Annotated in this window: 18 protein-coding genes and 1 other RNA gene; 7 read left to right on the top strand and 12 right to left on the bottom strand. The window is 47.6% G+C overall.

All coding sequences use genetic code 11. The features are described from left to right. Positions 1-54: 54 nt before the first annotated feature. Complete coding sequence (locus QVO99_RS06260; protein ID WP_022316750.1) at positions 55-510, top strand: lipocalin-like domain-containing protein; 456 nt, start codon at positions 55-57, stop codon at positions 508-510. Between the two features lie 305 nt (positions 511-815). On the opposite strand, the gene QVO99_RS06255 is transcribed toward QVO99_RS06260, so the two are convergent. From QVO99_RS06255 to QVO99_RS06215, 9 genes are all read right to left on the bottom strand, one after another. Continuing rightward, a complete protein-coding gene (locus QVO99_RS06255) occupies positions 816-1,991 on the bottom strand; it encodes a glycosyltransferase family 4 protein (protein WP_022316749.1) in 1,176 nt (391 codons plus the stop codon). 17 nt (positions 1,992-2,008) lie between these two features. Then, a complete protein-coding gene (locus QVO99_RS06250) occupies positions 2,009-2,824 on the bottom strand; it encodes a glycosyltransferase family 2 protein (RefSeq protein WP_022316748.1) in 816 nt (271 codons plus the stop codon). Continuing rightward, positions 2,824-3,861: a hypothetical protein gene (locus QVO99_RS06245; protein WP_022316747.1), complete on the bottom strand. Its 1,038-nt coding sequence runs from the start codon at positions 3,859-3,861 to the stop codon at positions 2,824-2,826. Before QVO99_RS06245 ends, QVO99_RS06250 begins: the two co-directional genes overlap by 1 nt. An 11-nt stretch (positions 3,862-3,872) precedes the next feature. Next, positions 3,873-5,030, bottom strand: coding sequence for an EpsG family protein (locus tag QVO99_RS06240; protein ID WP_022316746.1), 1,158 nt, complete (start codon positions 5,028-5,030; stop codon positions 3,873-3,875). 19 nt (positions 5,031-5,049) lie between these two features. Beyond that, complete coding sequence (locus QVO99_RS06235; RefSeq protein WP_022316745.1) at positions 5,050-6,096, bottom strand: Wzz/FepE/Etk N-terminal domain-containing protein; 1,047 nt, start codon at positions 6,094-6,096, stop codon at positions 5,050-5,052. Positions 6,097-6,154: 58 nt separating this feature from the next. Beyond that, positions 6,155-7,402, bottom strand: coding sequence for a glycosyltransferase (locus tag QVO99_RS06230; RefSeq protein ID WP_022316744.1), 1,248 nt, complete (start codon positions 7,400-7,402; stop codon positions 6,155-6,157). Between the two features lie 37 nt (positions 7,403-7,439). After that, positions 7,440-8,759, bottom strand: a complete 1,320-nt coding sequence (locus QVO99_RS06225; protein ID WP_022316743.1) for a lipopolysaccharide biosynthesis protein — start codon at positions 8,757-8,759, stop codon at positions 7,440-7,442. Positions 8,760-8,877: 118 nt separating this feature from the next. Further along, positions 8,878-11,466, bottom strand: a complete 2,589-nt coding sequence (locus tag QVO99_RS06220) for an SLBB domain-containing protein (protein ID WP_022316742.1) — start codon at positions 11,464-11,466, stop codon at positions 8,878-8,880. A gap of 44 nt (positions 11,467-11,510) precedes the next feature. Further along, entirely contained in the window at positions 11,511-12,098 is a 588-nt protein-coding gene (locus tag QVO99_RS06215; RefSeq protein WP_042519065.1) for a sugar transferase, read from the bottom strand. 997 nt (positions 12,099-13,095) lie between these two features. On the opposite strand from QVO99_RS06215, the gene ssrA reads away from it, so the two are divergent. From ssrA to QVO99_RS06190, 5 genes are all read left to right on the top strand, one after another. Continuing rightward, positions 13,096-13,495, top strand: a transfer-messenger RNA (tmRNA) gene (ssrA, locus tag QVO99_RS06210). Positions 13,496-13,561: 66 nt separating this feature from the next. Further along, positions 13,562-14,344, top strand: coding sequence for a DNA alkylation repair protein (locus QVO99_RS06205; RefSeq protein ID WP_022316737.1), 783 nt, complete (start codon positions 13,562-13,564; stop codon positions 14,342-14,344). Positions 14,345-14,415: 71 nt separating this feature from the next. After that, on the top strand, positions 14,416-15,267 hold the full coding sequence (locus QVO99_RS06200; RefSeq protein ID WP_022316736.1) for an Rpn family recombination-promoting nuclease/putative transposase: 852 nt from the start codon (positions 14,416-14,418) through the stop codon (positions 15,265-15,267). A gap of 211 nt (positions 15,268-15,478) precedes the next feature. Next, complete coding sequence (locus tag QVO99_RS06195) at positions 15,479-16,645, top strand: FprA family A-type flavoprotein (RefSeq protein WP_022316735.1); 1,167 nt, start codon at positions 15,479-15,481, stop codon at positions 16,643-16,645. A gap of 562 nt (positions 16,646-17,207) precedes the next feature. Then, entirely contained in the window at positions 17,208-18,320 is a 1,113-nt protein-coding gene (locus QVO99_RS06190; RefSeq protein ID WP_022316734.1) for a porin, read from the top strand. Between the two features lie 106 nt (positions 18,321-18,426). Here the strand turns inward: QVO99_RS06190 and QVO99_RS06185 are convergent, their stop codons facing one another. Both QVO99_RS06185 and QVO99_RS06180 read right to left on the bottom strand, forming a co-directional pair. Beyond that, a complete protein-coding gene (locus QVO99_RS06185; RefSeq protein ID WP_022316733.1) occupies positions 18,427-19,779 on the bottom strand; it encodes a glycoside hydrolase family 28 protein in 1,353 nt (450 codons plus the stop codon). A 50-nt stretch (positions 19,780-19,829) separates the two neighbouring features. Then, entirely contained in the window at positions 19,830-21,437 is a 1,608-nt protein-coding gene (locus tag QVO99_RS06180; protein ID WP_288177003.1) for a glycoside hydrolase family 28 protein, read from the bottom strand. A 240-nt stretch (positions 21,438-21,677) separates the two neighbouring features. Between QVO99_RS06180 and QVO99_RS06175 the strand changes: the two genes are divergently transcribed. After that, entirely contained in the window at positions 21,678-22,820 is a 1,143-nt protein-coding gene (locus QVO99_RS06175) for an MraY family glycosyltransferase (protein ID WP_022316731.1), read from the top strand. 198 nt (positions 22,821-23,018) lie between these two features. Here QVO99_RS06175 and QVO99_RS06170 read toward each other — a convergent pair whose 3' ends face one another. After that, a complete protein-coding gene (locus QVO99_RS06170; protein ID WP_022316730.1) occupies positions 23,019-23,624 on the bottom strand; it encodes an HdeD family acid-resistance protein in 606 nt (201 codons plus the stop codon). Positions 23,625-23,869 lie beyond the last annotated feature (245 nt).

Here is a 23,869-nt window from a genome sequence, read left to right as displayed (position 1 = left end):
CTATAACTTCACCGATAATCTACAAGGGGAACAAAAAACGAAAAAAGAAAAGAAATGAGAAAGACAATATGCGGCATCCTCATAGCCGCCACAACGATACTTACCACGATGACTCTCGCCTCATGCGACATAGAGACTTCATCGGCTGCCGGAGATTTCAACGGTATGTGGCATTTGACCCGTGTGGACACGATTGCCACTGGCGGAGTGCTCGACCTGAAGAATGAAAAGTTATTCTGGGCATTCCAAAACAAACTGATGCAGGCGGATGACAAAAACGAGAAGCTCGCGAAGATTCTGATGCGCTTCAACCAGACAAACACGCAGCTCACGCTGCACACACCATACGTCTACGACCGCGAAAACGGCGACGTGCCTCTCTCCGACCCTACCCTGCTGGCACCATACGGCATAAACAAGCTGGAGGAGAATTTCCAGGTATTAAAATTGACTGGAAGTAAAATGGTGTTGCAATCTGAAACGCTGAAACTGACATTCAAGGGATTCTAAAACGATATAAGACTCCATAATTTGCAAAAATGCTCCATAATTCCAAATAACGGAACATGGAGCATTTTTCTATGCCATGCTTAGGCAAGAGTAACAGTTTGATGACCATTTATCCCAAAACGGTCATTAGGACGTTTTATTGGGTAATTTCATAACTGCTTGCAGTCTTTTGAATTTTATAAGGCGTATTTTGCTTGTTTTTAATTCGCAATAGCTCGCTATTACTCATTAAAAGCCAAACAAAATCCATCCTTCTAAAATGCCAAAATCCAAGCAAGCCCTAATGACCGATTTGGGATTATGGGTCATGAGTCAGCATTCAAATGATCGTAGCCGGAGAGTTTCTCCTGCCATGAATAGTATTTCCTTACGGTATCATAACCTGAGCGGGAAATGCGGTTGCGGTCGGCTTCGTTGTCCATCATCCTCAGGCAAGCGTCGGCAAAGGCTTGGTCGGCATCTTCGATGATGCAGTTGGTGCCACTTTCAAGTTCGGGAATTGCCTTTGAAATGAGCGACGACATCACCACCGGCACTCCCATACCCATAGCCACAAGCACCTTGTTCTGAATGCCGGCGGCAATCTGCACCGGTGCCACAGCCACGCAGGAATCCTTAACGGCATCTGAAAGGACGTCTACAAATCCCGTCACCACGATATTCTCGGATTTTTCAGACAGCGCCATGATGTTTCTCGGCGGCTCTGCCCCTACGATATAGAATCTGGCTCCGGGCTTCTTCTTCAGAATCAGCGGGAAGATGTCGTTTACGAAATGCAACACCGCATCCTGGTTCTGCAGGGTTCGCATATTGCCTACAAAGCAGATCTTGTCATGGTCGTAGGAATCGGGTATCTCGTCCATACACTCCACGCCATTGGTGTATAATGCCAGCGAATGCTTGTCGTCCCCGGCAGAGAGATAGTCGATGTCTGCCTGTGAAACGAGTACAACCTTCGGGAATTTATTCATCACAAAGTGCTCATATCTTCGGATAAGCTTGCGCTCGATGGCGTAAATCACCTTCTTCAGCGACATGCCCTTGAAACCGGAAGACAGAGTATAGGTCTTCGACAAGGCATCGGTCATCTCCACGATGGATTGAGACTCCACGCCATGCCGGGTGAGGTATGGCACCATCCTGAGCAGATGGCTGACGAAACGGTCTGGTTTCTCTTTGCTGATTACCATCCCCAGCAGCTTTGAGTATTCCCGAGAGTAGTAGTAGCCACACTGTATGGGGCGACCGCTCAGCATATACTCAAGCGAGTATAGCATGGAGTTGGTCTTCTTGCGCTTTACTACGTATATCTTGTCATACAGAGTCTTTGCGGCTGCCATGTCAGGATTGCCCTCACAGAAGGACACAAGGACAAGCTCATGACCGGCAGACTTCAGATATTTGGCTATATTGTTAATTCTCAACACGTCTCCGCCATTTTCGGGAAATGGGAAGCGTGGTGTCAATATGCAGTATTTCATACGATATCAGTTATTTTCTATTCATATACTTTTTTACGCAGCTTGCTTATCGTGGCATAGACCCTCGATGCAAACAGAAGGAAGTCGTATTTCAGCGGCTTTTTCAGATATGCCCCCATATAGCTACACGTAAGCCTCATCGCCACGGCAATTCTTTCCGAATACCGATGGCGTGCACGGGTGGCGGAATTCTCTCTTGCCCTCACGTTATATACGGTGTCGGCATTGTGGACAATCTCCATTCTGGAAATCCTGTCGGACACGATGAACATGAACAGGGCGTCTTCACCGAGCTTGTGCTTCGTGTCAAACCGCCTGTCTCCTATCACATCTCTGGGTATGAGTTTCCCTGTTACCGTGGACAGGAAGCTCCGCGAATTGAACAATGTCAGCTTGGGGTATTCCATGCATCGCTTGTAGGCTGATGTGAGGAAATACGGCAGGTGCTCACGGGTCTTGTCATCAATGAGATAAAAATTGCAGGCAACCACCGTATGCAAATCCGTCAAGGCATGCATGCTCGACAGATAGCCGTTGCCTGCCACCCAGTCGTCGTCGTCGATGAAGAGCAGATATTTGCCTTTTGCATTGTCTATACCGATATTTCTGGCGTTCGACACACCCGGCTCGTCGGTCTGAATGACTCTCACATTGACATAACCATTGTCGGTGATGATACCTTCGAGCATCGACCGGTATGGCATGTCGCAGCCATTGAGTACGATTATCACCTCATAATCGGAAACGGGGAAATCCTGCTCCTCCAAAGAACGGAGGCAGTCGGAGATGTATTCTCTGGGCTTGTATGTAGGTATTATAACAGATATTTCCATTATCCAAAGATTTTAAGATAGTCTGGAGTCAGCGATTCCGGGGTTGCCACACAATGCAGACCGTTGTCGCCTGTCAGCGCCCGCATCTTCTCTATCAGTTCGCCGGTAGAGGAGAATATCGGATCGTAGTTATAGAAGTCACGGCAGTAATGCAGGGCGGGATGCTCAAGCACAAGCATGTTCTTCCTGTTTGCCACACACTCGAAGCTCACTCCACTGACCTGATTCTGGAAGGATGAGGGATAGGCAAGGAGCACGATGTCTGAACGGAGGAATATCTCCCGATAGAGCGCCGTTGGCAGGAAGCCTGAAATGAAGCGCACGTTGTCGGGATATTTCTCGCCTTCTTTCTTGTCGCCATGAATGAGCAGCAGCACATCGTTCCGGGCAAGGAAATCTGCAAGTTCGCTACTGCTTACGAGCGAATTCACAAAGGTGTCGTCTGCCTTTGAAGAGGGATGGAACACCACTTTCCTGAAAGCGGAAAAGTATTCGGGAAGGCTGGTATCGGCATGGCTCTCATCAAACGGACTGACGCAGCCGTGTGACACCACGGCAACATTTGTTATGCCATTCTCAAGCAACGGTTTCTTCATATAGTCGTCGAACACAACGAAGGTGTTGTGGCGCGCCAGACGCTTGAGAAAGAATAGTTTCACCCTGGATGCCACGGTGCCGGTGTTATGACATATTATATACATATTACGGCAAAGGGGCAACAGACCCAAAGTGACCTCATCGCAACTCGACACCACTACATAAGTGTAATCTGAGAAGCGTATCTTGAATTTCAGATACAGCAGGGTGACAGTGAATATAATGCGGTTGAGAACGGCTCTCTTGCCGCGCATATTCAGGAAGCGGGGCAGCTTGGCAACGTAATCGCTGTCAGGATAATCGAGTTGGGAAGCTATGTCTGAATGCAACACTATCTTCACATCGTAGCCTGCCGAGCGGATGGCGTCGATATGGATACGATTGAAGTTGACGTGTCCCTTCTGGTATACGTAATCTATGAACAATACTTTTCCTTTCATGGTATGTCTTTTTATTTACCGTCGTTGAAATGTTGTCTGAAATGGATGAGCCTCTCGTTGTATGGTTTGTTCTCTATGGTGATATTGTAATACTCCGACATGGCGGTGGTATTGAGGAAATATACTTTCAGCAGACTGTACAACGCCACGAACGACAGATACAGTATCTTGTTGTTGCGATAGGTGAAACACTTTATCAGGTCTATCCATACTATCCAGTATGCATAGATGAAAAGATAGGAACAGCGGAGACTTATCGTGCGGAACTCACTGAGAAACAGGAATGTGCACAGATAGAAGAGCATACTGTTCACGAAGATGTTGTTGCCGTTGCGGACTTCTCTGAGCTTGTCGATATAGCAGAACAGAAGTATTCCGGTGAGCAGTCGCTCAAGATAGCCGATACTCAACACGGAGCCCGTGCTGAGGTCCATGCTGAGATATGCCTCCACCCAGAGTTTGGTAGACGGCATGATATAGTCTACCACCAGGAGTATCAACGACTTCAGGATGGGGATATGGAAGAGGTATATCACATTGGCAACGGCGAATATCGCCATCATTATGTATTTGTTGAACTTTCTGTTGATGATGAAATACATCGGTATGTATGCCAATGACGAACTATGGAACGTGAAGCCTAACAAGCAAACGAGCAAAAAGGGCAGGAACTGCTTCTTCTCAATGAACACGATGGCATTGACGAACAGCAATATGGATATGGAGTTGCGCACCAGATTGATGTTTATCTCGAAACCGCTCATCACCAGCATGATCATAAACGCAAGCGGTATGTTGCTGACATATCGCCTGAAGAACATCATCAGCAATGTAACGTTTATCAGGATACACAGAAACTGGAAGAAGAAATAGTTGGGATATATGGTCTTGCATATCACTCCGAATATCATGAAGCCCGGCTCCCACGTCCATTTGTTCAACGGAAGCGTGAACAAGGTGCGCAAGTCGGTCAGACTCTGATACTCGGGATAATATGAGGTCCAGTCGTAGGCCACGAATCCTCTGAGTCCGAAGAAGAACACAAATACGACAACTGACAATATGTTCACACACATTGTCTTCATTTGTGACTCGCTGTTGAAATGGGCATATACGGCAAGAGAACCATAGATCATGACCAACAGCAGATAAGGATAAGCGAACTCCATCTATATGTATTACCTTTCTTTATTTCTTCTTGCCAAAAGCCTGACTCAACACCAACACCCAGAGGGCGTCTGCTATAACTCCTACAAACACGAATATGATGACCATAAGCGTTCGCGGCATGCTCGACGACTTCAATGGCACGGTGGCATTCTGAATCACGGTGAACGCCGGAGTGTTCTCCTGTATCTTCGCCTGTGCCTTCTGCACCTGCTGGGCGGTCTGCGAATAGTTGTTGAACTTCAGCTGCATATCGTTCTCCAGGTCCTCGAGTTTAGACTGATACGACATGAGCACGACTTCTGAGTTGGCATCGGCGAATGATGCGTATTTCTGACGCGACTTTTCATAGGCTGCCTTTGCCTCTGCATTGATCTGCTGTGAGTAAGCCAGGTCTTGTCTTGCCTTCTTCGTACGGTAGAGCGTGATGTAGTTCTGCAGTCTGGTCTTCACGGAGTCTGCCATGCAGGCAGCCACACGAGCGTCGGTGTCGGTAACGGAAAGGGTTATCACATTGGTACCCTTGTTGATCTGGCAACCGATGCTTCCGACTATTGCCTCGCAGACCTCGCTCTGGATCTTTGTCAGACAATGTGGGTTAACGACATTGGTGCTCGGTATGGTGTCTTTCTTACCGAACATCTTGATGAGCCACAACTTGGGATAGTCCCAGAATGGTATCTTGGTGTCCTGCAGGATGTGGTTGTAGTATGTCTTCTTCTGTCCCTTCACCTTGACGGGAATATCGAAGAGCTTCACCACGAAGTCTGTGGATGCGAAGACATCGGGATAGATGTCGGGATAGATGGCATCGACGGATGATTTACCGCCACCGATATCCATACCTATGGCTCCGGCAATGTCGCTGAGGTTCTGCGACATACCCATACTTGTGGCCTCTGGAGCCAACACCACATAAGAGGTGTATCTCTTCTGCTGTTCCAAAGCCACGATAACTCCAATAACAAAGAATACGGAAACGAAGATTATCATTTCCTTTTTCCTCGACGCCACTTTCTTCAAAAGCGAAAGCACGTCGATTTCCTTCACGCGTTTTGTATCTGACATTTTATCTTGTATTTCATTTACTTCTTAATCATTGTCTACTGTCCTACCCCCTGCCTGTTTATGGCGTGCAGCGGTATTCCAGGTCTTCGGTCCTGTGGCCTATTACCTTAGCCGGCACTCCACCGACGATGGTATATGGCGGGACATCCTTGGTGACTACGGCTCCTGCCGAAACTACTGCCCCCTTGCCTATCTTCACATTCTGCAGAACCATAGCTCCACAACCTATCCAGACGAAGTCGCCTATCTCGATGGGATAGAACTTCACCGGGAAATGGCGTGACTGCACATCATGGCTGCCTGTCATAATCATCACTCCATGCGACACCGACACGCTGTCGCCGATGGTCAGTCCGCCACGGGCATCGAGTGTCACCATGCGGTTTATATGTGAATCCTTTCCTATAGACAGTTTGTTGAGGTTCATTATATAGCAGCGGCTGTCCACATAGGTCCCTTTGCCTATCTTCATGCCGAGCTTTCTCATGGCAAACCTGCGCACACACCACGGGAGGCTGGGCAGGATGGAATTGGTGAGAGGTCCGAGAACGAATTTCCTCATTCCTGAATATACGGGACTTCCAACAAGCCATATTTTCATCACCTTTGTCAGGAAGCTTACGAGCTTGCCAATCCTGAAGCCGTCGCTGATGGATATCTTGTAGTTCAGATATTCTCCCCTGACGGGATGGTTTGACATTCCTTCTTCATCGAAGACTTCTATTATGGCGTCAGTTCTGACAAACCTGTATTTCTTCTTGTATAGGGTATAGATGAGATACCAGTCGAGAGCGAAACCATAATCTTTCTTCTTGTCAAGAGCGAACAGGTTTTCCTTGTGTATCTGCGTTCTCACGAGTGATGAACCGTGACGATAGACAGGTCTGTATTCGAGACCTGCCACATTGCTTGAGGAGGGGAAAGGGAATACGTGTCCCTGGCGCAGTTTCATGCTGTCGCCATATATGATGTCGGCATTCCCGGCATCACAATTCCGGATGGCGTCGGCAAGCGAATGGTCTGAGAAATAATAGTCGCCGCAGTTCAGGATATTCACCCAGTCGCCGTTGGCATGCTGCACGCCTTTGTTCATGGCATCATAGACACCGGCGTCTTTCTCTGAGCACCAATATGCCAAGCGGTCAGCATACTCCTTTATCACCTCTGCCGTGCCGTCAGTGCTGCCACCGTCAATGACGATATATTCCTTTTCTTCCCACGTCTGCGAGAAGAAGCTCTCCATCGTCTCACGGATGTGCTTCACATCGTTGTAGACCACGGTGATTACACTTATCTTATTGCTCATCTACTATATCTGTTGTTTTATTGTTATCTTTTTATTGTCATCTGTCCCATATTCCCGTTGCCTTCTGCCTGATCAGCAAGCGGCACTGATAGATGTGTATAAGCGCCATGGCGAGATAGCATGTTGCCATGCTCAGGACTATACTCTCTACGCTCAGTCCCATATCAGTGAACTTGACCATCGCCACATAAAGGATGGTGAAGACTACGGATGTCAGTATCTGCACTCTTATCTTGTTGAGTCCGTTGATAAGATACGTTGCACAGTTGTTGAGATTGAAGGCACACACATATACGAATGTGCACAGCGAGATGGAGAGCGGCACCTCCACTTTGTCGCCAACCCACAGATGATAGAACACTCCGCTGACTGCCAGCATGCACGCTCCGCCGGCGACGGAAAGCGCCCAGAACTTCAACGCTCTGTTGAAAGTGGCGTTTATCCATGCCATGTCTCCCTTCACGTAGGCGTCGGTATAGGCATTCCACATTGGTGAGAGGATGATGGTATAGGCTATTATCAGAAGGTTGAAAAACTTGTATGCGATGTTGTATGTCGTGACATTCGTCGGTCCGCAGTTCTGGGCTATGAACACGTTGGCAGCACCGAAAATGACAAGACAGCTGCTCACCTGAATCACAAAGAATCCCATTCCCTTGCCCACAATCTGTCTGCCGAGACTCTTGTCAAAGTCGTTGGCGGCGGGGCGGAGTTCGGGATATCGCAAGAACAGGGGGATTGTGGCAAGGGCAAAGACGACACATGTCGTTGCCGTGTATGCAAGGACGACATACATGAGATTGCCCGACGTCACCTTGGTAAGTATGAATATTATCACCATCGAGATGACGTTGCCCGACACGGTGAGGAGGTCGTTGACTGCATATTTCTGCATGGCAACGAAGATGAAGCCCACATTCTTCAAGACGAAATTGCCGAGCGTGAAACCTATTGCCACGAGCGTTGCATTGCGAAGACTTTCTCCGCTCACAGCATGGGTATTGAAGAAGCTGCAATAGTCAAGCTGCGACAAGGGCAGCAGTCCTATCACTCCCAACGCCAGGGCGATGACGGTGAGCAATGAGAATGTGGTGCAGATGTATTTTCTGGCCAACGAAAAGTCTTGCTTCGAGATTGCCTCGGTGAGATAGTTTCGCATTCCGTTGCCCAGACCGATATCGAAGGTTCCTATCCAGAACAATACCGACGTCATGGTCATCCATACTCCATAGACTTCCTTGTCGAGATAGCCGATGGTAATAGGCACTATGAGGAGAGACGTTGCCAGTCCCACCATCTTCAGCACCGCCGACATCAGTATGTTTTTCTTCAGAACTATGTTCCTATCGTTTGCCATTCGCTTTTCAGTCTATCGAAGTCTTCCACTCAATAGTGGATTAAGTCATAATTGTCTATATCAGCAATACGGCCCATTGACACTTATCGTGACAGGGCCGTATCACATCGTATTTCCTTTATAATATGTTAGCCAAAGTAGCGATCATCGTGGCGATAGACGCTACCGACGTACCGATGGTCATCGTCTCGGCGATGCTCATCTTGGTGGTAGCCTTAGCTGGAACCACAATCTCACAACCAGGCATCGGCTTGGCGTTGTGGGAAACCTTTGCCACCATACCATTCATATATATAATGTAGGTCTGGCCTCTCTTTGCCTTGTTGTTGAAACCACCGGCCTGGTCAATATAATAGCTTGCCTTCTTGCCCTTAACAAAACCTACGGTGTTTGGATACATCACCTCACCGTTGATCTTCACCGTTCCGGTGTACTGCGGAACAACGATGCGGTCGCCTTCGCGAAGCACGATGTCGGCATCGCTGCCTGGGTTGGCAATAGCCTTGTCGAGCTCGATACCTACTGAATAGGTGTCATCGATCTGGAATTTCTTGATACGCTCACTGTTTGTGATATCAACACTCTTGCCGGTCTTTGCTGCCTCCTCGGCAGCCACCTGCTCATACTGCTCAAGGGCCATCTTGCGGGCTGCCTCCAGACGCTTGCGCTCACTCTCGTTGATCTTTCTTACGAGTGTAGCACCGGCTGCATATCCGCGGTCGTTCACTCCGCCTGCCGCCTTGATGACGTCGCTCAGACGGGTGTTCTTTCTTTGCAACGTATATGTACCGCTGAACATCACCTCACCGTCAACAACGACATTCTGCTGTTTTGAGAAGCCCGGACTCTTACGCACATACACCTCGTCGAATGGCATAAGGTGGAAGCCTGGAGTACCGTCGATCACGAAGCCGTCTTTCAATGCGAAACTGTATGTATAAGCTGAGATGGAGTCGTTGGTAAGCGCCTTTGGATTCATCACGCGGCGCGCCACATCGACCTTCACAGTGGAAGCGGAGTTCTTCAGACCTCCTGCCTGAAGCACGAAGTCCTCAAGCGTCTCATTGGATGCGTATTTATAGATGCCAGGATAGTTCACCTCTCCGTGTATCGTTATGGTCTGTTCTTCCATCATCTCCTGCTTCGTAGGGATGAACAAAACATCGTTAGGCTGCAACGGCACATCGGCTACCTTACCGTCAAGGATGCCTTCCACATCAACCGGCACCACTTCCAGAGAGCGGTCTTTCTTCATGCGGTGCATCACGGCACGTGCGGTGAACGCCTCCTCTCTGAGACCGTCGGCATGCTCCAGCAAACTACGCACGCTGTTTATCTCGCCGCCTACCTGATACATACCTGGACGGAACACGGCACCCTTTATCTCGACCATGTTTGAATATCTGTCGAGGATTGAGTCTACGCTTACCGAGTCTTCGTCGCTCACCTGGAATGAGCTCATGTCGAACTCGTCCACATTATATACTGAATATTCCTTTCCGGTCTTTCTCACCACTCTAACCGACTTAGTATAGGCATCGCCAGTGAAGCCACCGGCATATTTCAGCAATGAGCCGACGCTTTCGTTCTTCTTCATCTCATACCACATTGGGCGCTTCACCTTACCGGTAAGATTCACCAGGCAGTCGTACGGACCGACCACAATGACATCGTTGTCGGCAAGGCGCACATTACCCGTCAGTTTGCCGTTGAGCATATAGTCATAGATATCCACTACGGTGACAAGGCGGTTGTTGCGATAGACCTTGATGTTACGAAGTGTACCGAGGTCGTTTGTTCCTCCTGCCATATAAAGGGCATGGAACACGGTGGCGAAGGCTGACAGAGTGTATGTGCCAGGAGCTTTCACCTCTCCCATGACGTTGACCATTATCGAGCGGGTCTCACCAACGGTGAGCTTGATATGCGAGCTGCTGTATCTCGATCCCAAAGTGGAGCGCAATTTGGCGTTCGCCTGACTCACCGTAAGTCCGCTGACTTCCACCGGTCCATATCCGTCTATCGTAACGAATCCGTCCGGTGATACCGTGCACTCAATGGTCTTCTGTGAAGCTCCGTAGATATCGATGAACACGGCATCGCCAGGACCGAGACGATAGTTCTGCGGTGTGGCAATGTTCATATTCGGTTCAAAAGACAAGTTCTTGTTGTTGAAGATGTTGCGTCCGAACACCTTTCTCTTGGTCTTCTCCATCATGAGCTTCTCAAGAAGGGCTGCCGTATCGGGCACAAACTCGTCGAGCTCGTCGCGCATGTCGTTCCACTCATCGTTGGTATCGTCAAACACATAGCTGCGCTTGTCTTTAACGCGACCGTCCTTCAAACGGTTCTGCGAGTCATACTGCGACTTCTTGTCGTCAAGATATTCATCATCTTTGGCATCGCCGTTGGCTTTCTTCTTGCCGTTCGACCTCAATCTTGTGTCGTTCTTGCTTCCGGTAGTGCTCGACACCTGTCCCAATCCCTGGTCCTTGGCGGCACGCTCATATTTCTTTTTCACACGACGTATCTGCTCGATGTTAACGCCATTCTGCATGAGTTTCGTAACGATCTGAGACTGAGGGGTTCCGGCATTGTGCTCCTTTACGATGAATTTCATAACCTGGTCATCGGTCATTGACGACTGCGCCATGATGCTCATCGGAATGAGCACGGACATTAAAATTGCTATGATGAATCTTTTCATAATGAAGAATTTGTTTCTATTTGGTTTTTCTGATGTATTTTATGTTAGAACTTTTTTCCGCTCACGATGCTGATGAACGTCTTGGCAATGATGCTGGCATCAAGAGCCAGCGACCTGCGCTTCAGATAGTCGGTATCCATATGCAGACGGATCAGCATCTTTTCCATAGTATCGGTATAGCCATTATAGAGGGTGGCTTCCGACGTCAGTCCGGGCCTCATCTCATAGATGAGCACATAGCTGGGGTCGTTGGCCATAATCTTGTCGATATAAAACCGGCGCTCCGGACGGGGACCTACAAACGACATGTCGCCCTTCAGCACATTCCAGAGCTGGGGCAATTCGTCGAGATGATGCTCACGCAAGAACAACTCAGTCTTTGTGGACTGCCCTATGCTGCTTTTCGCCACAAGCTGAGGCTCCTTCTCAGGCTCGCTCATGGTGCGGAACTTGTAAATGGTAAACGGCTTCCCTCTATATCCGATGCGCTCCTGCGAAAATATAGCAGGACCGTTTTTCTGTCTCTTCAGCATGATGGCTATCACCAGATAGACCGGCGAGAGGATTATCATGCCGGCAAGAGAGAAGACTATGTCAAACAGGCGCTTGACGGTTCGCTGAACACAGCCCATCGCGTCATGGCTGCCTTCGAAACCGCTCACCTCTTCTGTATTTTGATTACTCACTTTGTTTATTTACTTATTTCTTATTTTCTTTAAAACCGACAAACGGCTCTTTTATTGCATAATTTTTGCAAAGGTACTATATTTTATTTAAAAATTGGCGCAACATGCGTCTTATCTTTTGCAAGGAATCAACCTTGCCGTAACAAAACATCACATTTGGGAAAATTACAAGTGTCATAATCTGCATATCGGAACGGTTGTCGCCCAACTTGTGGATTAGCCATAATAATGAGACAACGAGCCTTCCTGAAAAACAAATCAAAAAGACACAAAAATGGGCACGATGCTTGCCCAATAGGGGAACGCTGCTTACTCAAGTGGGGCACGCTGCTTGCCCCAAGTGGGCACGTTTCCTGCAAAAACAGTAACAAAAACTTTAATAGAATGAATACGCTCGTAATGGATATGCAAAACACTTTATCTATGATGACGTGTCGATGGAATTTGAGTGGAATTTGAGTGGTTTTCGATAGAAAAACCGATTGATGTTTCGATGAAAATCCATAGTTTTTTCTATAAAAAGCCATTAATGCCCCGATGAGACTTCGATGATACTTCAATGATACTTTTCTGTAAAGAATCCAGAAAAGTATCATCAAGTCAACTCGTTGAGTTAGTGAACTTTAGATTCTTTGACAAGCCGGAAAATGATACTATGACACTTTTCTAACCCGTTAAAGGTATATAATGACAAATGAACGTGTACAAGACTGCATCGCAGATACGCTTACCGACATCTTTCATAAAGAATCGCAATGAAAAGTTGTCCACACACATGCAAATTATTGCTGTTATATTTTGTGGTTTCAGGCATTTGCGCTATCTTTGCAGAAGGAAATCACTTGAAATGGGGATGATAATCAAGGATTTATGTCCACATATTGTCCACAAAAAGGATTTCTCAGTACACAAAACGTTGTATTTCAGTAATGTACAACACTTAGGGGTTGACTGGATTTGACAGCGGGTAGGAATGGTACGTAAGCATGCGGAGCGCAGTCTGCCGGCTCCTTAATCTCGACAGTCAACAATTTATCTGGCGAAAACAACTACGCTCTCGCTGCCTAATCGAAGTACAGTAGATTACTGGCTTTATCCCGCTACCAGGTAGCAGGACGAGACATCGCTCAAAGGCCGTTGTTCCGAGGCTCTTTGGTAAAGCGGTGCGGTTAAATCGGAAATAGTTGCGTTGTGCCTCGCCAACGTAATGAGATTTTAGAGGATAAGGCTGCGGTTGGTGGCTTGGGTCTTGCCACAGCTCGAAAATGAAGTCCAAGATAAGCATGTAGAAAACGTATGGTTTCCCTGTTTGGACGAGGGTTCGAATCCCTCCAGCTCCACTCCATTATCTACTACAAGAAGTCGCTGAGTTTCAGCGGCTTCTTTTTATTTACACAGAAGGAAAAAACATGATTACAGCCAAAGATATCATTGAAGCCATGCGCGGCATGGAGAACGAAAAGCAACGAGAGATTCTGCAACGGTTTTTCAAGACCGGCAAAGGAGAATATGGAGAGGGAGACAGCTTCCTCGGACTGAAAGTGCCGCAGACACGACTCGTTGTGAAAGAGGCACGACTCAGCATGACACTAAGCGAAATAGAGAAGTTGCTCTATTCAGAGTGGCATGAGGTTAGACTCTGCGGATTCCTTCTGCTCGTTGAAGAGATGAAGGCTGCATTACCGAAAAGGAACGGCACTGGTCAACCTGACCGCAGGAAAGAGATTGCCGATTTCTATCTGCTCCATGCCATACAAGCCAACAATTGGGACCTTGTTGACCTATCTTGCAGCTATATCATCGGAACGTTTCTCCTCCATCCCCTACCCGACGGCACGATGCCTGATCGCAACATTCTCGACACGCTGTCGGCAAGTTCAAACCTGTGGGAACAGCGTATATCCATAGTATCTACCGCAGCTCTGATAAAGGAAGGACAGTTTGGCGACACCTTGCGCATTGCCAAAAAACTGCTCCACCATCCACACGACCTCATACACAAAGCTACGGGATGGATGTTAAGAGAAGTGGGGAAAAGGAATATCGAAGTGCTACGTGGATTTCTGTCTGAGCACCACGAGACAATGCCTCGTACCACTCTACGATATGCCATAGAAAAGATGGAACCAGAAGAGCGAAGGATGTGGATGACCAATACGCCACATTCAAAAAACAACAAATTCCTTTCATAAAAGAGCAAAGATAATTGCAGATTTAATAAAAAGCATTATCTTTGCAAATAAACTTCATTAAATGTCTCATTATGGCAAAATTCATCAACCCTTTTACAGACATAGGATTCAAAAGGATTTTCGGACAAGAGATATCCAAGCCGCTGATTATTGATTTTCTCAACAGTCTGCTGCTCGGCGAAGAACGCATAACAAACATTACATTCCTCGATAAAGAACAACCAGCCCTCTTCGAAGACGACCGTTCGCTTATATACGACATATACTGCCAAACGGAAAAAGGAGAAAACATCATCGTGGAAATGCAAAACAAGTCACAGCCTTATTTCAAGAACCGGAGCATCTATTATGTATGTGAAGCCATAGCAAGACAAGGAGAAAGGGGAACAGACTGGAAATACAACATCGATGCGGTGTATCTTGTAGCCTTTCTGAATTTTTGCCCGATGGACTTTGACAAGAAGTTCCGGTCGGATATAGGATTGGCAGACAAGGGAAACAACAAGCTATTCTCAGATAAGATGAGGATGACTTTCATGCAGCTCCCTTTATTCACCAAGGAAGCCGACGAGTGTGATACAGATTTTGACAAATGGATATATGTACTGAAGAATATGGAGACATTGACAAGATTACCTTGGGCAGCCAAAAGTTCGGTTTTCAAGAGACTGGAACAGATTGCTGACGTCGCCTCCCTTTCGAGACAGGAGCGAATGAAATATGATGTTGGTCTCAGGAAATATCGTGACACATTATCCGTTCTTGAAGGTGCCAAGCAAGACGGATTGGCGGAAGGACGTGCAGAAGGACGTGCAGAAGGAATTGTAGAGGTTGCGAAAAAAATGCTTCTCAAGGGTATTTCTGCTGAACTTGTTGCAGAAATGACGGGAATGTCACTCGATGAAGTTTCTAAATTGAAGTAATAAATTTTCCACTGCCCCAATGAAGGACGTGCGGAAGGACGTGCGGAAGGACGTGCGGAAGGTATAGAGAAAGAAAAAATCGAAACAGTAAAGCGACTGAAGGCCATAGGAGCAGATATAAACATGATTACCGTCGCTACAGGATTGTCTGCAGAAGAGGCAAAAAGAATATTATCCACCTTATAGAAATAAAAACAATAATAATATAAACATGAAAAAAGTTACAGACACCATTTATTATATCGGTTGCGATGATGCCGACATTCGACTCTTTGAGTCGCAGTATAACGTACCAGAGGGCATGTGCTACAACTCTTTCCTCATCATGGATGAGAAAGTGGCTATCATGGACACCTCTGACAAGCGCACTATGGAGGAATGGAAAAAGAACCTGACAGAAGGCCTCGACGGTCGCAAACCAGACTATCTCGTAGTGCAGCATCTCGAACCAGACCATGCTAGCGGCATAGCTGAGGTGAAGGCGATGTACCCTGAAATAAAGATCGTATGCTCAGCAAAAGCAAAGACCATGATTCCGCTTTTCTTCCCGGAACTGAATGTGGACGACTGCGTTATCGCCGTCAAAGAAGGCGACACTCTTGAACTTGGCAAACACACATTGCATTTCGTTATGGCACCGATGGTACACTGGCCTGAAGTGATGGTGACATATGATGCTCTCGACAAGGTATTGTTCGCTGCCGATGGATTCGGCAAATTCGGTGTCATGGATGCCGACCCGGACGACTGGGCTTGTGAGGCACGCCGCTACTACTTCAATATCTGCGGAAAATACGGAGGTCCTGTTTCCACACTGCTCAAGAAAGCATCGCAGCTCGACATAAATATGATTCTGCCACTACACGGACCATTTCTCAGCGGTGAGAAGATGCAGGAGGCACTGCGTCTCTACACCATATGGAGCAGTTATGGAGTGGAAGCAGAAGGTGTTCTTATCGCTCACGCCTCAATACACGGATGCACAAAAGCGGCAGCTGAGAAACTCGCCGACATACTGCGGGCTAAGGGCTGCAAGAAGGTGGCTATCACCGATCTATGCCGCGACGACCTTGCTGAAGCCATCGAAGACGCATTCAAATATGGCAAGGTGATACTCGCAGCATCTAGCTACGACGCCGGTCTCTTCCCTCCGATGTTCGACTTCCTGCATCATCTCAAAATCAAGGCTTGGCAGAAGCGCGAGGTTTCCATTATCGAGAACGGCAGCTGGGCACCGAGTGCAGGCAGAGTGATGAAGCAGATGCTCGAAGAGATGAAAAACATCACGATAAAGGGCGACCTTGTAACACTGCGCGGCGTGATGAAAGAGGGTGACATCCCTGCCCTCGAAGCACTTGCAGATGCAATTCTTGCATAAAAAGTCTATACACTTCTATACGGAGCTGAATAACAAACTACAATGAGTCGGAGTGATGATGGAAATCAAAGGACCATCATCATTCCGGCTTGTCTTTTTAGAAAGAAAACAAAACCATCACAAAGCGACGTCTTTATCCCAAATCGACCATTATGGCTTGCTTGTATTTTGATATTTTAGAAGAGTGGATTTTGTTTGACTTTTAATGAGTAATAGCGAGCTATTGCGAATTAAAAAACAGACAAAAGACGCTTATAAAAAGCAAAAGACTGCAAGCAGTCATAAAAAAATAAAGGTAAACGTCCTAATGACCGTTTTGGGTTATGCTATTTCATATTCCTGAACATACGTCAGGACGACACAGAATGATTGACAAAGTGTATTTACAAAGAACCAATTCAGACGACAAACCTTGGTCAGTAAGAGAAAATGAAGTACCTTTGCGCACTTGTAGTGACATAATGTTGGTATTTGACTATCCAGGAAAGGCGGAAATATGGCAAGATCAACATGACCATACATAACAGAAATACCCAGAAAAAAACACAAGATAAAATAAGATATGAGAAAACTTACTTTGGCAGCCGCCCTTATGATGGCGGCAACGACGTTTGCTCAAGAAACGAAACAAACGCCATGGTTCAGTAACATCAAACTGTCGGGCTACGGTCTCGTGGAATACCAATACTCCGGCCAACAGGGCAACAAGTCGAACACTTTCGACCTGCGCCTGGTGAGAGTGTCTCTTGACGGGCGGTTGAAAGGTGACTTCTACTGGAAGGCCCAGATGCAGATAAATGGCAACACGACGAACAACGGCACATCGCCACGCCTCGTTGACCTATTTGCAGAATGGCAGAAATATCCATTCCTGAGAGTAAAGGCAGGACAGTTCAAATTGCCATTCACCTTTGAGAACCCCATGCACCCTATCGACCAGGGCTTTATGAGCTACAGCCAGAATGTGAGCTGCCTGTCTGGATTCTCCGACCGGTCAGGACAGCAGTCGAGCAACGGTCGCGACATCGGTATACAGTTGCAGGGTGATTTTCTGAATGTCGGCAAAGGCAGACCTCTGTTCCACTATCAGGCAGGAGTGTTCAACGGTCAGGGAATAAACCGCAAGGACGTTGACCAGCAGAAAACAGTGGCTGGCGGCGTGTGGGTGATGCCTGTAGAGGGAATGCGCATCGGAGTGTTCGGCCTGGAGGGTTCTTATGCCCGCAAATGGAGCTATACCGATGAGGCGGGACAGAAACACAGCGTGACAAAAAGCCTGCCGCAACACCGATATGCCGTGAGTGCGGAATACGTGACCAAGAGCGACTGGACTTTCCGTTCTGAATATATCCACAGCACGGGTGAAGGTTTCAAGACTTCCGACAACGAGAAGAACGCAGACCTTACGCTCAACGGCTATGGCAGCAAGGCCGATGGTGTGTATGCACTCGCCATCGCCCCTATCAAGAAGAAGAAAGCCCATGTGAAGGCACGCTACAACATGTATCGCCGCAACGGCGAATGGGACAAGTCGAAGACCATGTATGAAATCGGCGCCGACTACAAGTTCTCTAAGAACATTGGAGTCACCGCCGAATATGTTTTCGTAAACGACCGCACACTGAACAAGCACAACTATAATATGGCAGACGTCCAGCTGCAGTTCAGATTCTGATAAAACGAATTACCAAGCAGACAAGCGAACAAGGATATTCCCAGATTGTCATATTTATATCAAAGGACAATATCATTGTCTGCTTGTCTACTCGTCAACTCGTCAACTAATTGAAAATCTTGTCTTTTGCCGTCACCTGTGTTGGCACACCAGCCTTTCCGCCCAGATGACAGCCCGCGAACATAACGCCCTCTGTATTATCCATGCTGAGGGCGTTTTTCACTTCCTTTATATCCACATTCCGAAACACGACATCTGATATCGGCTTTGCCTCTGTACCCTGCAATATAATACCGCCAATGCGAGCCTTGTCGCATCGAAGTCCGTCAACGAAGATGTTTCTGACAACAGAGAAGTGGGTATCGTCCATTCCCTCACCGGCATACATGCTCGTGACATAGAAAAGGTCTTCCACCTCGCCGAATTCACAGTTCCTGACATAAAGCCCTTCCACAAATCCGCCGCGGTTGGGATTCGTTTTCACGAAGATGCCGCGTTTGCAATATCCGGCATAGGTGCAGTCTTCCACAAATACGTTTCTCACTCCTGCCGACATCTCGCTGCCTATCACCACAGCATGCAATCCCTTGAAACGGCAGCGGCGGATAATAATGTTCTCTGACGGAGAAGCCGCCGCCCATCCGTCATTGTCGCGTCCGCTCTTTATCGCCACATTGTCGTCGCCATTATTGAACGATACGTCTTCGACAAGTATATTTCGCGACATCTCCGGGTCTATACCGTCATTGTTCACAAGCTTGGCGTCATAACGCAGCGATCGGCATATGATGTTCTCGCTCTTGAGCAGATGAATACACCAGAACGGAGAATTGGTGACAAAGAAGTCGGCAAGCGTAATGTTGGTACATCCGAAAAACTGTATCAGCTGCGGACGTAGCCACGATCCTTCACCGAAGTTGCGTTCAGGGACGGGAGTCTCCTTATGGTTCATATTCCGCGACAGTTGCTGCGCTGGTTTCTGTTTTTTGCGCCATGTGGCAAAGGTGGTTGAAGCATTGCCATCAATTGTTCCCTTGCCGATAATGGATATGTCATGCAGACCATAGCCATATATGAACGGAGAGTAATTCTGAAGGAATGTCCCCTCCCAACTGGTCTTCACCATAGGGAGATAAAACTGCGGATCTGGCGAAAAGCGCAATATGGCACCTTCGGATAGTTCCAGACAGGTATTGCTCTCAAAATGTATAGGTCCCTGCAAATAGTATGTGCCTGCAGGCACCACAATGTGCAGTCCGCCATTCTTCTTCGACTGCGCCATAGCCTTTTTGAATGCAGGCAGACAATCTTTCTTTCCGTCGCCCTTAGCGCCGTATTTCAAAATGTTCACTTTCTTCTTTGGCATATGTGCACCTGTAATGACGGAGAGGATGGAATCCCTCTTCGCCATGTCGTAACCACCGGCTGACACTGCCATACAGAACAACAGAAGCAACATTACTGATGATATTTTTCTCATTGCTCAAACGTTATTGGTTTCTATCTGTTTCATTTCAATACAGGCTTCTCTGCCTTGCCGCCTTTGATGTTGTATCTCAGCGAATCGCCTGGCACGTAGAATGTAACGTTGTCAAAGGTTATGCCACGGCTGTTGTCGATATTGATGTTGTTGTCGGTAGCCTGTATAGTGATGTTTCTCAGCGTCAACGAACCGACATCGTTGAGCGTCTTGAAGATGCGGTTGGTCCTCACCACTCCATTCTCCAGCAGCACTCCCGTTGTAGGCACTTCGGGTATGGTGTTCATACTCATCATGCGGTCGGCAGACTCGATGATGAAATTCCTTATCGTGATGTCTTTCACCACTGGAGTGAGCGCAGTGACGGCAAGAGGCGGATTGCGTTGTGCCAATTCCCCCATATACATGCGCGAACCGAGGAGGTCCCATGTGAATGCTTCTGCCACGTCGATGAGCCGCACATTGTCGTAGGCGATGTCCCATATTCCACCGCCTCGATTGCGTCTCGTTTTGAATCTGAAGCCTGTGCGTGTGCCGTTGAACACACAATGATGCAGATACACATTCTTTATTCCTGCCGCCGTCTCGCTGCCACAGGTTATGCCGCCATGTCCCTTCTCGGCAAGACAATATCTGATGACGACGTTCTCTGTAGGTCTGCCCACTCTCAAGCCGTCTTCTGCCCTTCCGCTCTTCAGCGTGAAGCAGTCGTCGCCGCAACTGAGAGTGGAATACTCTATCAGCACGTTCTTACACGACGAGATGTCGATGCCGTCGCCACTTGGAACTCCCACGGAATTCACAGTGACACCGCGTATTATGACATTATCACAATATATGGGATTGATGTTCCACAACACGCTGCGTTCAAAGGTGACTCCCTCTACGAGCACATTCTTGCAGTTGATTGGCGCAAACGACTTCGGACGGTAAAAGGTGCGGCCGTCGAGTCCGTCGCAGAGTCTCTCTGCCACTGGCAGCCGATAGTCCACATCTTTCTCCACCACACTGTTGCCGTTGCGCAGAGTCCTCATCTCCACATCCATCGGCGGACCGGACACCACGCCATGTCCTGTCAGAGCGATGTTCTTCGCTCCGTTGGCATAGATGAAAGCTCCTGCTCCCACAACTTCTATACCCTCATGGCGGGTGAATACTGCTGGCTGATAATCGGCTATCGATGCCGAAAACTCCAGACGAGCACCTTCGGCAAGATAAAGCTCCACGTTGCTCTGCAGCTCTACCCTACCCGTCAGCCATCTGCCTTCAGGCACGATGAGTCGTCCGCCGCCCATTGCCGACAGTTGAGCAATCTTGGCATTCAAAGCCTTGGTCACCTTGCCTGCTGAATCCTTGTCGCCATCGCTGATTATCATACGGTTTGACTTGAACACTGGCCGTTTTACCTGTTTCATCTTGAACGGAAGCTTGCCCAGCGGAGCGATGTCTGCCGGCATAGCCTTGGCGCCCACCTGACTCAACCTAACTATGTCGCCGTTTTCCATCAAGTCTGAAATGGCAACAGCTGATGCATATGCCTGTCCGGAGCCAACTTTTGTTTCATCGTCTCTGACACCTGACGCAAAAGCAGCATCGAGAGAGACGGCAAAAAGTATAGCCGGCAATAATGGTTTCATATCCATAATGTTTCTGAAAATGTTGTTATTCTGTAATTTACAATACCAATACACCCTGAGGTGCATATCTTTTCGACGTTCTATCATTGGATTTGTAACACAAAGTACAGAAAAAAGACATTACTTATACAATATTAACCGAATTTCAGTGTTATAATACTAAAAATTGACGCTCGCCATAGTGTGGCTTTCGCTGCCGGCCAAGCGCGTCACAGGATAAATACAGACTTAAATATAACAATGAACACGATATCATTACTGCTAATAGGCACATTTCTCATAAGCATGCTCACGGGCTTCTGCTTCATACCATTCATTCTGAACTTCTGCAGAAGGAACAAGCTCTACGACATTCCCGACGAACGCAAGGTCCACCATGCGGCGATCCCCCGACTCGGCGGAATTTCCTTCCTGCCAAGCATGCTGCTGGCAGCAATCATAATGCTGCTCACCTACGAGAACATCACGGGCGACCAGAAAATCGTGATAAACCAATGGACGGCAAGTTGCATGATAAGTCTGCTGATAATATATGCCGTGGGCATAGTTGACGACATCGTGGGAGTACAGGCCAAGATAAAGTTCATGTTCCAGATCATAGCAGCCAGTCTGCTGCCAATCTCAGGCCTATATATCAACAATCTATACGGATTCTGCGGCATCTATGAGATCCCGTTCGCCGTGGGATTCCCTCTCACGGTGCTCTGCATAGCATTCATCGACAACGCCATGAACCTCATCGACGGCATCGACGGACTGGCAGCAGGGCTCGCATTCATAGCATTGGGAGGATTCCTCTATGGTTTCTATTGCATAGAACTGTATATCTACTGCATTCTCATCGCCGGACTGATGGGAATCCTGTTGGCCTACATGTACTACAACATCTTCGGCAATCCAGAAAAGGGACTGAAGATTTTCATGGGCGATTCGGGAAGCCTCACCATCGGCTTCATGCTCAGCTTCTTCACCATCAAATTTGCAATGAGCCGTCCCGACCTCATTCCATGCGGCAAATACGACATCACGCTGTTCTGCAGCGATATGCCATACGAGAAAGTGTGTCTCGCCTTTGCATACAGTCTGATGATAGTGCCCACCTTCGATGTGTTCCGCGTGATAATCGTAAGAATGAAACACCACACGCCGATTTTCAATCCTGACAAGAGACACATACACCACAAGTTCCTTGCCATCGGTCTGAACCAGCATCAGACTCTCGTTTCGATACTCTCACTGCAGCTGGCATACATCATCATCAATCTGGCAATGATTCCATACGTATGCATCTCGCTGATCGTGCTTATCGACATTATCCTCTTCATCGCCATAAATATGGTGATGACAAGGATCATAAACAAGAAGCAGGCAGCAAAGAACTGACGCTGTATTCATTTATCCCAAATCGGTCATTAGGCCGTTTATTGTATTTTTTAATGCTGCTTGCAGTCTTTTGTTTTTTATAAGGCGTCTTTTGCTTGTTTTTAATTCGCAATAGCTCGCTATTACTCATTAAAAGTCAAACTAAATCCACTCTTCTAAAAATCAAAATCCAAGCAAGCCCTAACGACCGATTCGGGTTTATTCTTTTTCACCGTCACTTGCCTTGTCGCTTTTCGACAGCATACGACGGTATTGATGTATCTTGAACGCACTGATACACTCTGACACGCCATAAAACAGCAGACACCATCCGATGATAAGCAATGGCAGTCCTGCCGACTCCATCGGCTTCACCATAACAAATATACCAGTGAGCAATATCAGCGAAGGGCACACCCAATACCACATCGGCAGACGTGCGAACTTGCGGGCCTGGATAAGCACAAGAAACTGATTGAGGGCTCCGAGCAGCAATATGCCGCTGAGCACATACATCAGCGATGTGACGAAAGCTCCCGGCATAAGCGCCAATACGAAACCGAGAATCACGCTGCCCAATCCAACGATAGGGAATGCCGGTCTGCCGCCGACGAGGAGTCTGCCGTTGGAATCGTAAACCTCATTGTCGGCACTGTGCATACGGGCATTGAAATACACAACGCATGATATGACGCCGGAGATGAGGAAAAGCACACCGATGGCTATCGTAATGCCTTTCACCGTACTGTCCGGATTCTTGATTAGCATTCCGCCAACAACAATGGCACAGATGGCACGGAACACTGAACTCTGCAAAATCTTCATAATCGTTTCCTTTCTTATTATTGTTTCCAAACGCAAAGTTAGCGATTTTATTCCATTAAGCCTAATCTTTTACTGTTGACAAGTGAGTAAATACACAATATACCATTCTTCGGTTATCGTTTTATAGTATGAAATGAATAAACCTGTTCCTTACATTTGGCAAGTTTCAAACTATATTTCCTGACCTTGATTTTTCCCCCACAGCGTGGGGAACATCACCCCCTAATGTGGGGTTTCATTCCCCA

It is taken from the genome of Prevotella sp. CAG:592 (assembly GCF_000436015.1).
Lineage (GTDB): Bacteria > Bacteroidota > Bacteroidia > Bacteroidales > Bacteroidaceae > Prevotella > Prevotella pectinovora.
This window is presented reverse-complemented; position numbering and strand designations above follow the sequence as displayed.

Bases quoted from the DNA above. Each gene is read 5' to 3' on its own strand.
- QVO99_RS06175 (WP_022316731.1), top strand. From the start codon at position 21,678: ATGAACACGATATCATTACTGCTAATAGGCACATTTCTCATAAGCATG.
- QVO99_RS06255 (WP_022316749.1), bottom strand. From the start codon at position 1,991: ATGAAATACTGCATATTGACACCACGCTTCCCATTTCCCGAAAATGGC.
- QVO99_RS06190 (WP_022316734.1), top strand. From the start codon at position 17,208: ATGAGAAAACTTACTTTGGCAGCCGCCCTTATGATGGCGGCAACGACG.
- QVO99_RS06215 (WP_042519065.1), bottom strand. From the start codon at position 12,098: ATGGGCTGTGTTCAGCGAACCGTCAAGCGCCTGTTTGACATAGTCTTC.
- QVO99_RS06185 (WP_022316733.1), bottom strand. From the start codon at position 19,779: ATGTTGCTTCTGTTGTTCTGTATGGCAGTGTCAGCCGGTGGTTACGAC.
- QVO99_RS06230 (WP_022316744.1), bottom strand. From the start codon at position 7,402: ATGAGCAATAAGATAAGTGTAATCACCGTGGTCTACAACGATGTGAAG.
- QVO99_RS06245 (WP_022316747.1), bottom strand. From the start codon at position 3,861: ATGAAAGGAAAAGTATTGTTCATAGATTACGTATACCAGAAGGGACAC.
- QVO99_RS06220 (WP_022316742.1), bottom strand. From the start codon at position 11,466: ATGAAAAGATTCATCATAGCAATTTTAATGTCCGTGCTCATTCCGATG.
- QVO99_RS06240 (WP_022316746.1), bottom strand. From the start codon at position 5,030: ATGGAGTTCGCTTATCCTTATCTGCTGTTGGTCATGATCTATGGTTCT.
- QVO99_RS06205 (WP_022316737.1), top strand. From the start codon at position 13,562: ATGATTACAGCCAAAGATATCATTGAAGCCATGCGCGGCATGGAGAAC.
- QVO99_RS06225 (WP_022316743.1), bottom strand. From the start codon at position 8,759: ATGGCAAACGATAGGAACATAGTTCTGAAGAAAAACATACTGATGTCG.
- QVO99_RS06250 (WP_022316748.1), bottom strand. From the start codon at position 2,824: ATGGAAATATCTGTTATAATACCTACATACAAGCCCAGAGAATACATC.
- QVO99_RS06260 (WP_022316750.1), top strand. From the start codon at position 55: ATGAGAAAGACAATATGCGGCATCCTCATAGCCGCCACAACGATACTT.
- QVO99_RS06200 (WP_022316736.1), top strand. From the start codon at position 14,416: ATGGCAAAATTCATCAACCCTTTTACAGACATAGGATTCAAAAGGATT.
- QVO99_RS06235 (WP_022316745.1), bottom strand. From the start codon at position 6,096: ATGTCAGATACAAAACGCGTGAAGGAAATCGACGTGCTTTCGCTTTTG.
- QVO99_RS06170 (WP_022316730.1), bottom strand. From the start codon at position 23,624: ATGAAGATTTTGCAGAGTTCAGTGTTCCGTGCCATCTGTGCCATTGTT.
- QVO99_RS06195 (WP_022316735.1), top strand. From the start codon at position 15,479: ATGAAAAAAGTTACAGACACCATTTATTATATCGGTTGCGATGATGCC.
- QVO99_RS06180 (WP_288177003.1), bottom strand. From the start codon at position 21,437: ATGAAACCATTATTGCCGGCTATACTTTTTGCCGTCTCTCTCGATGCT.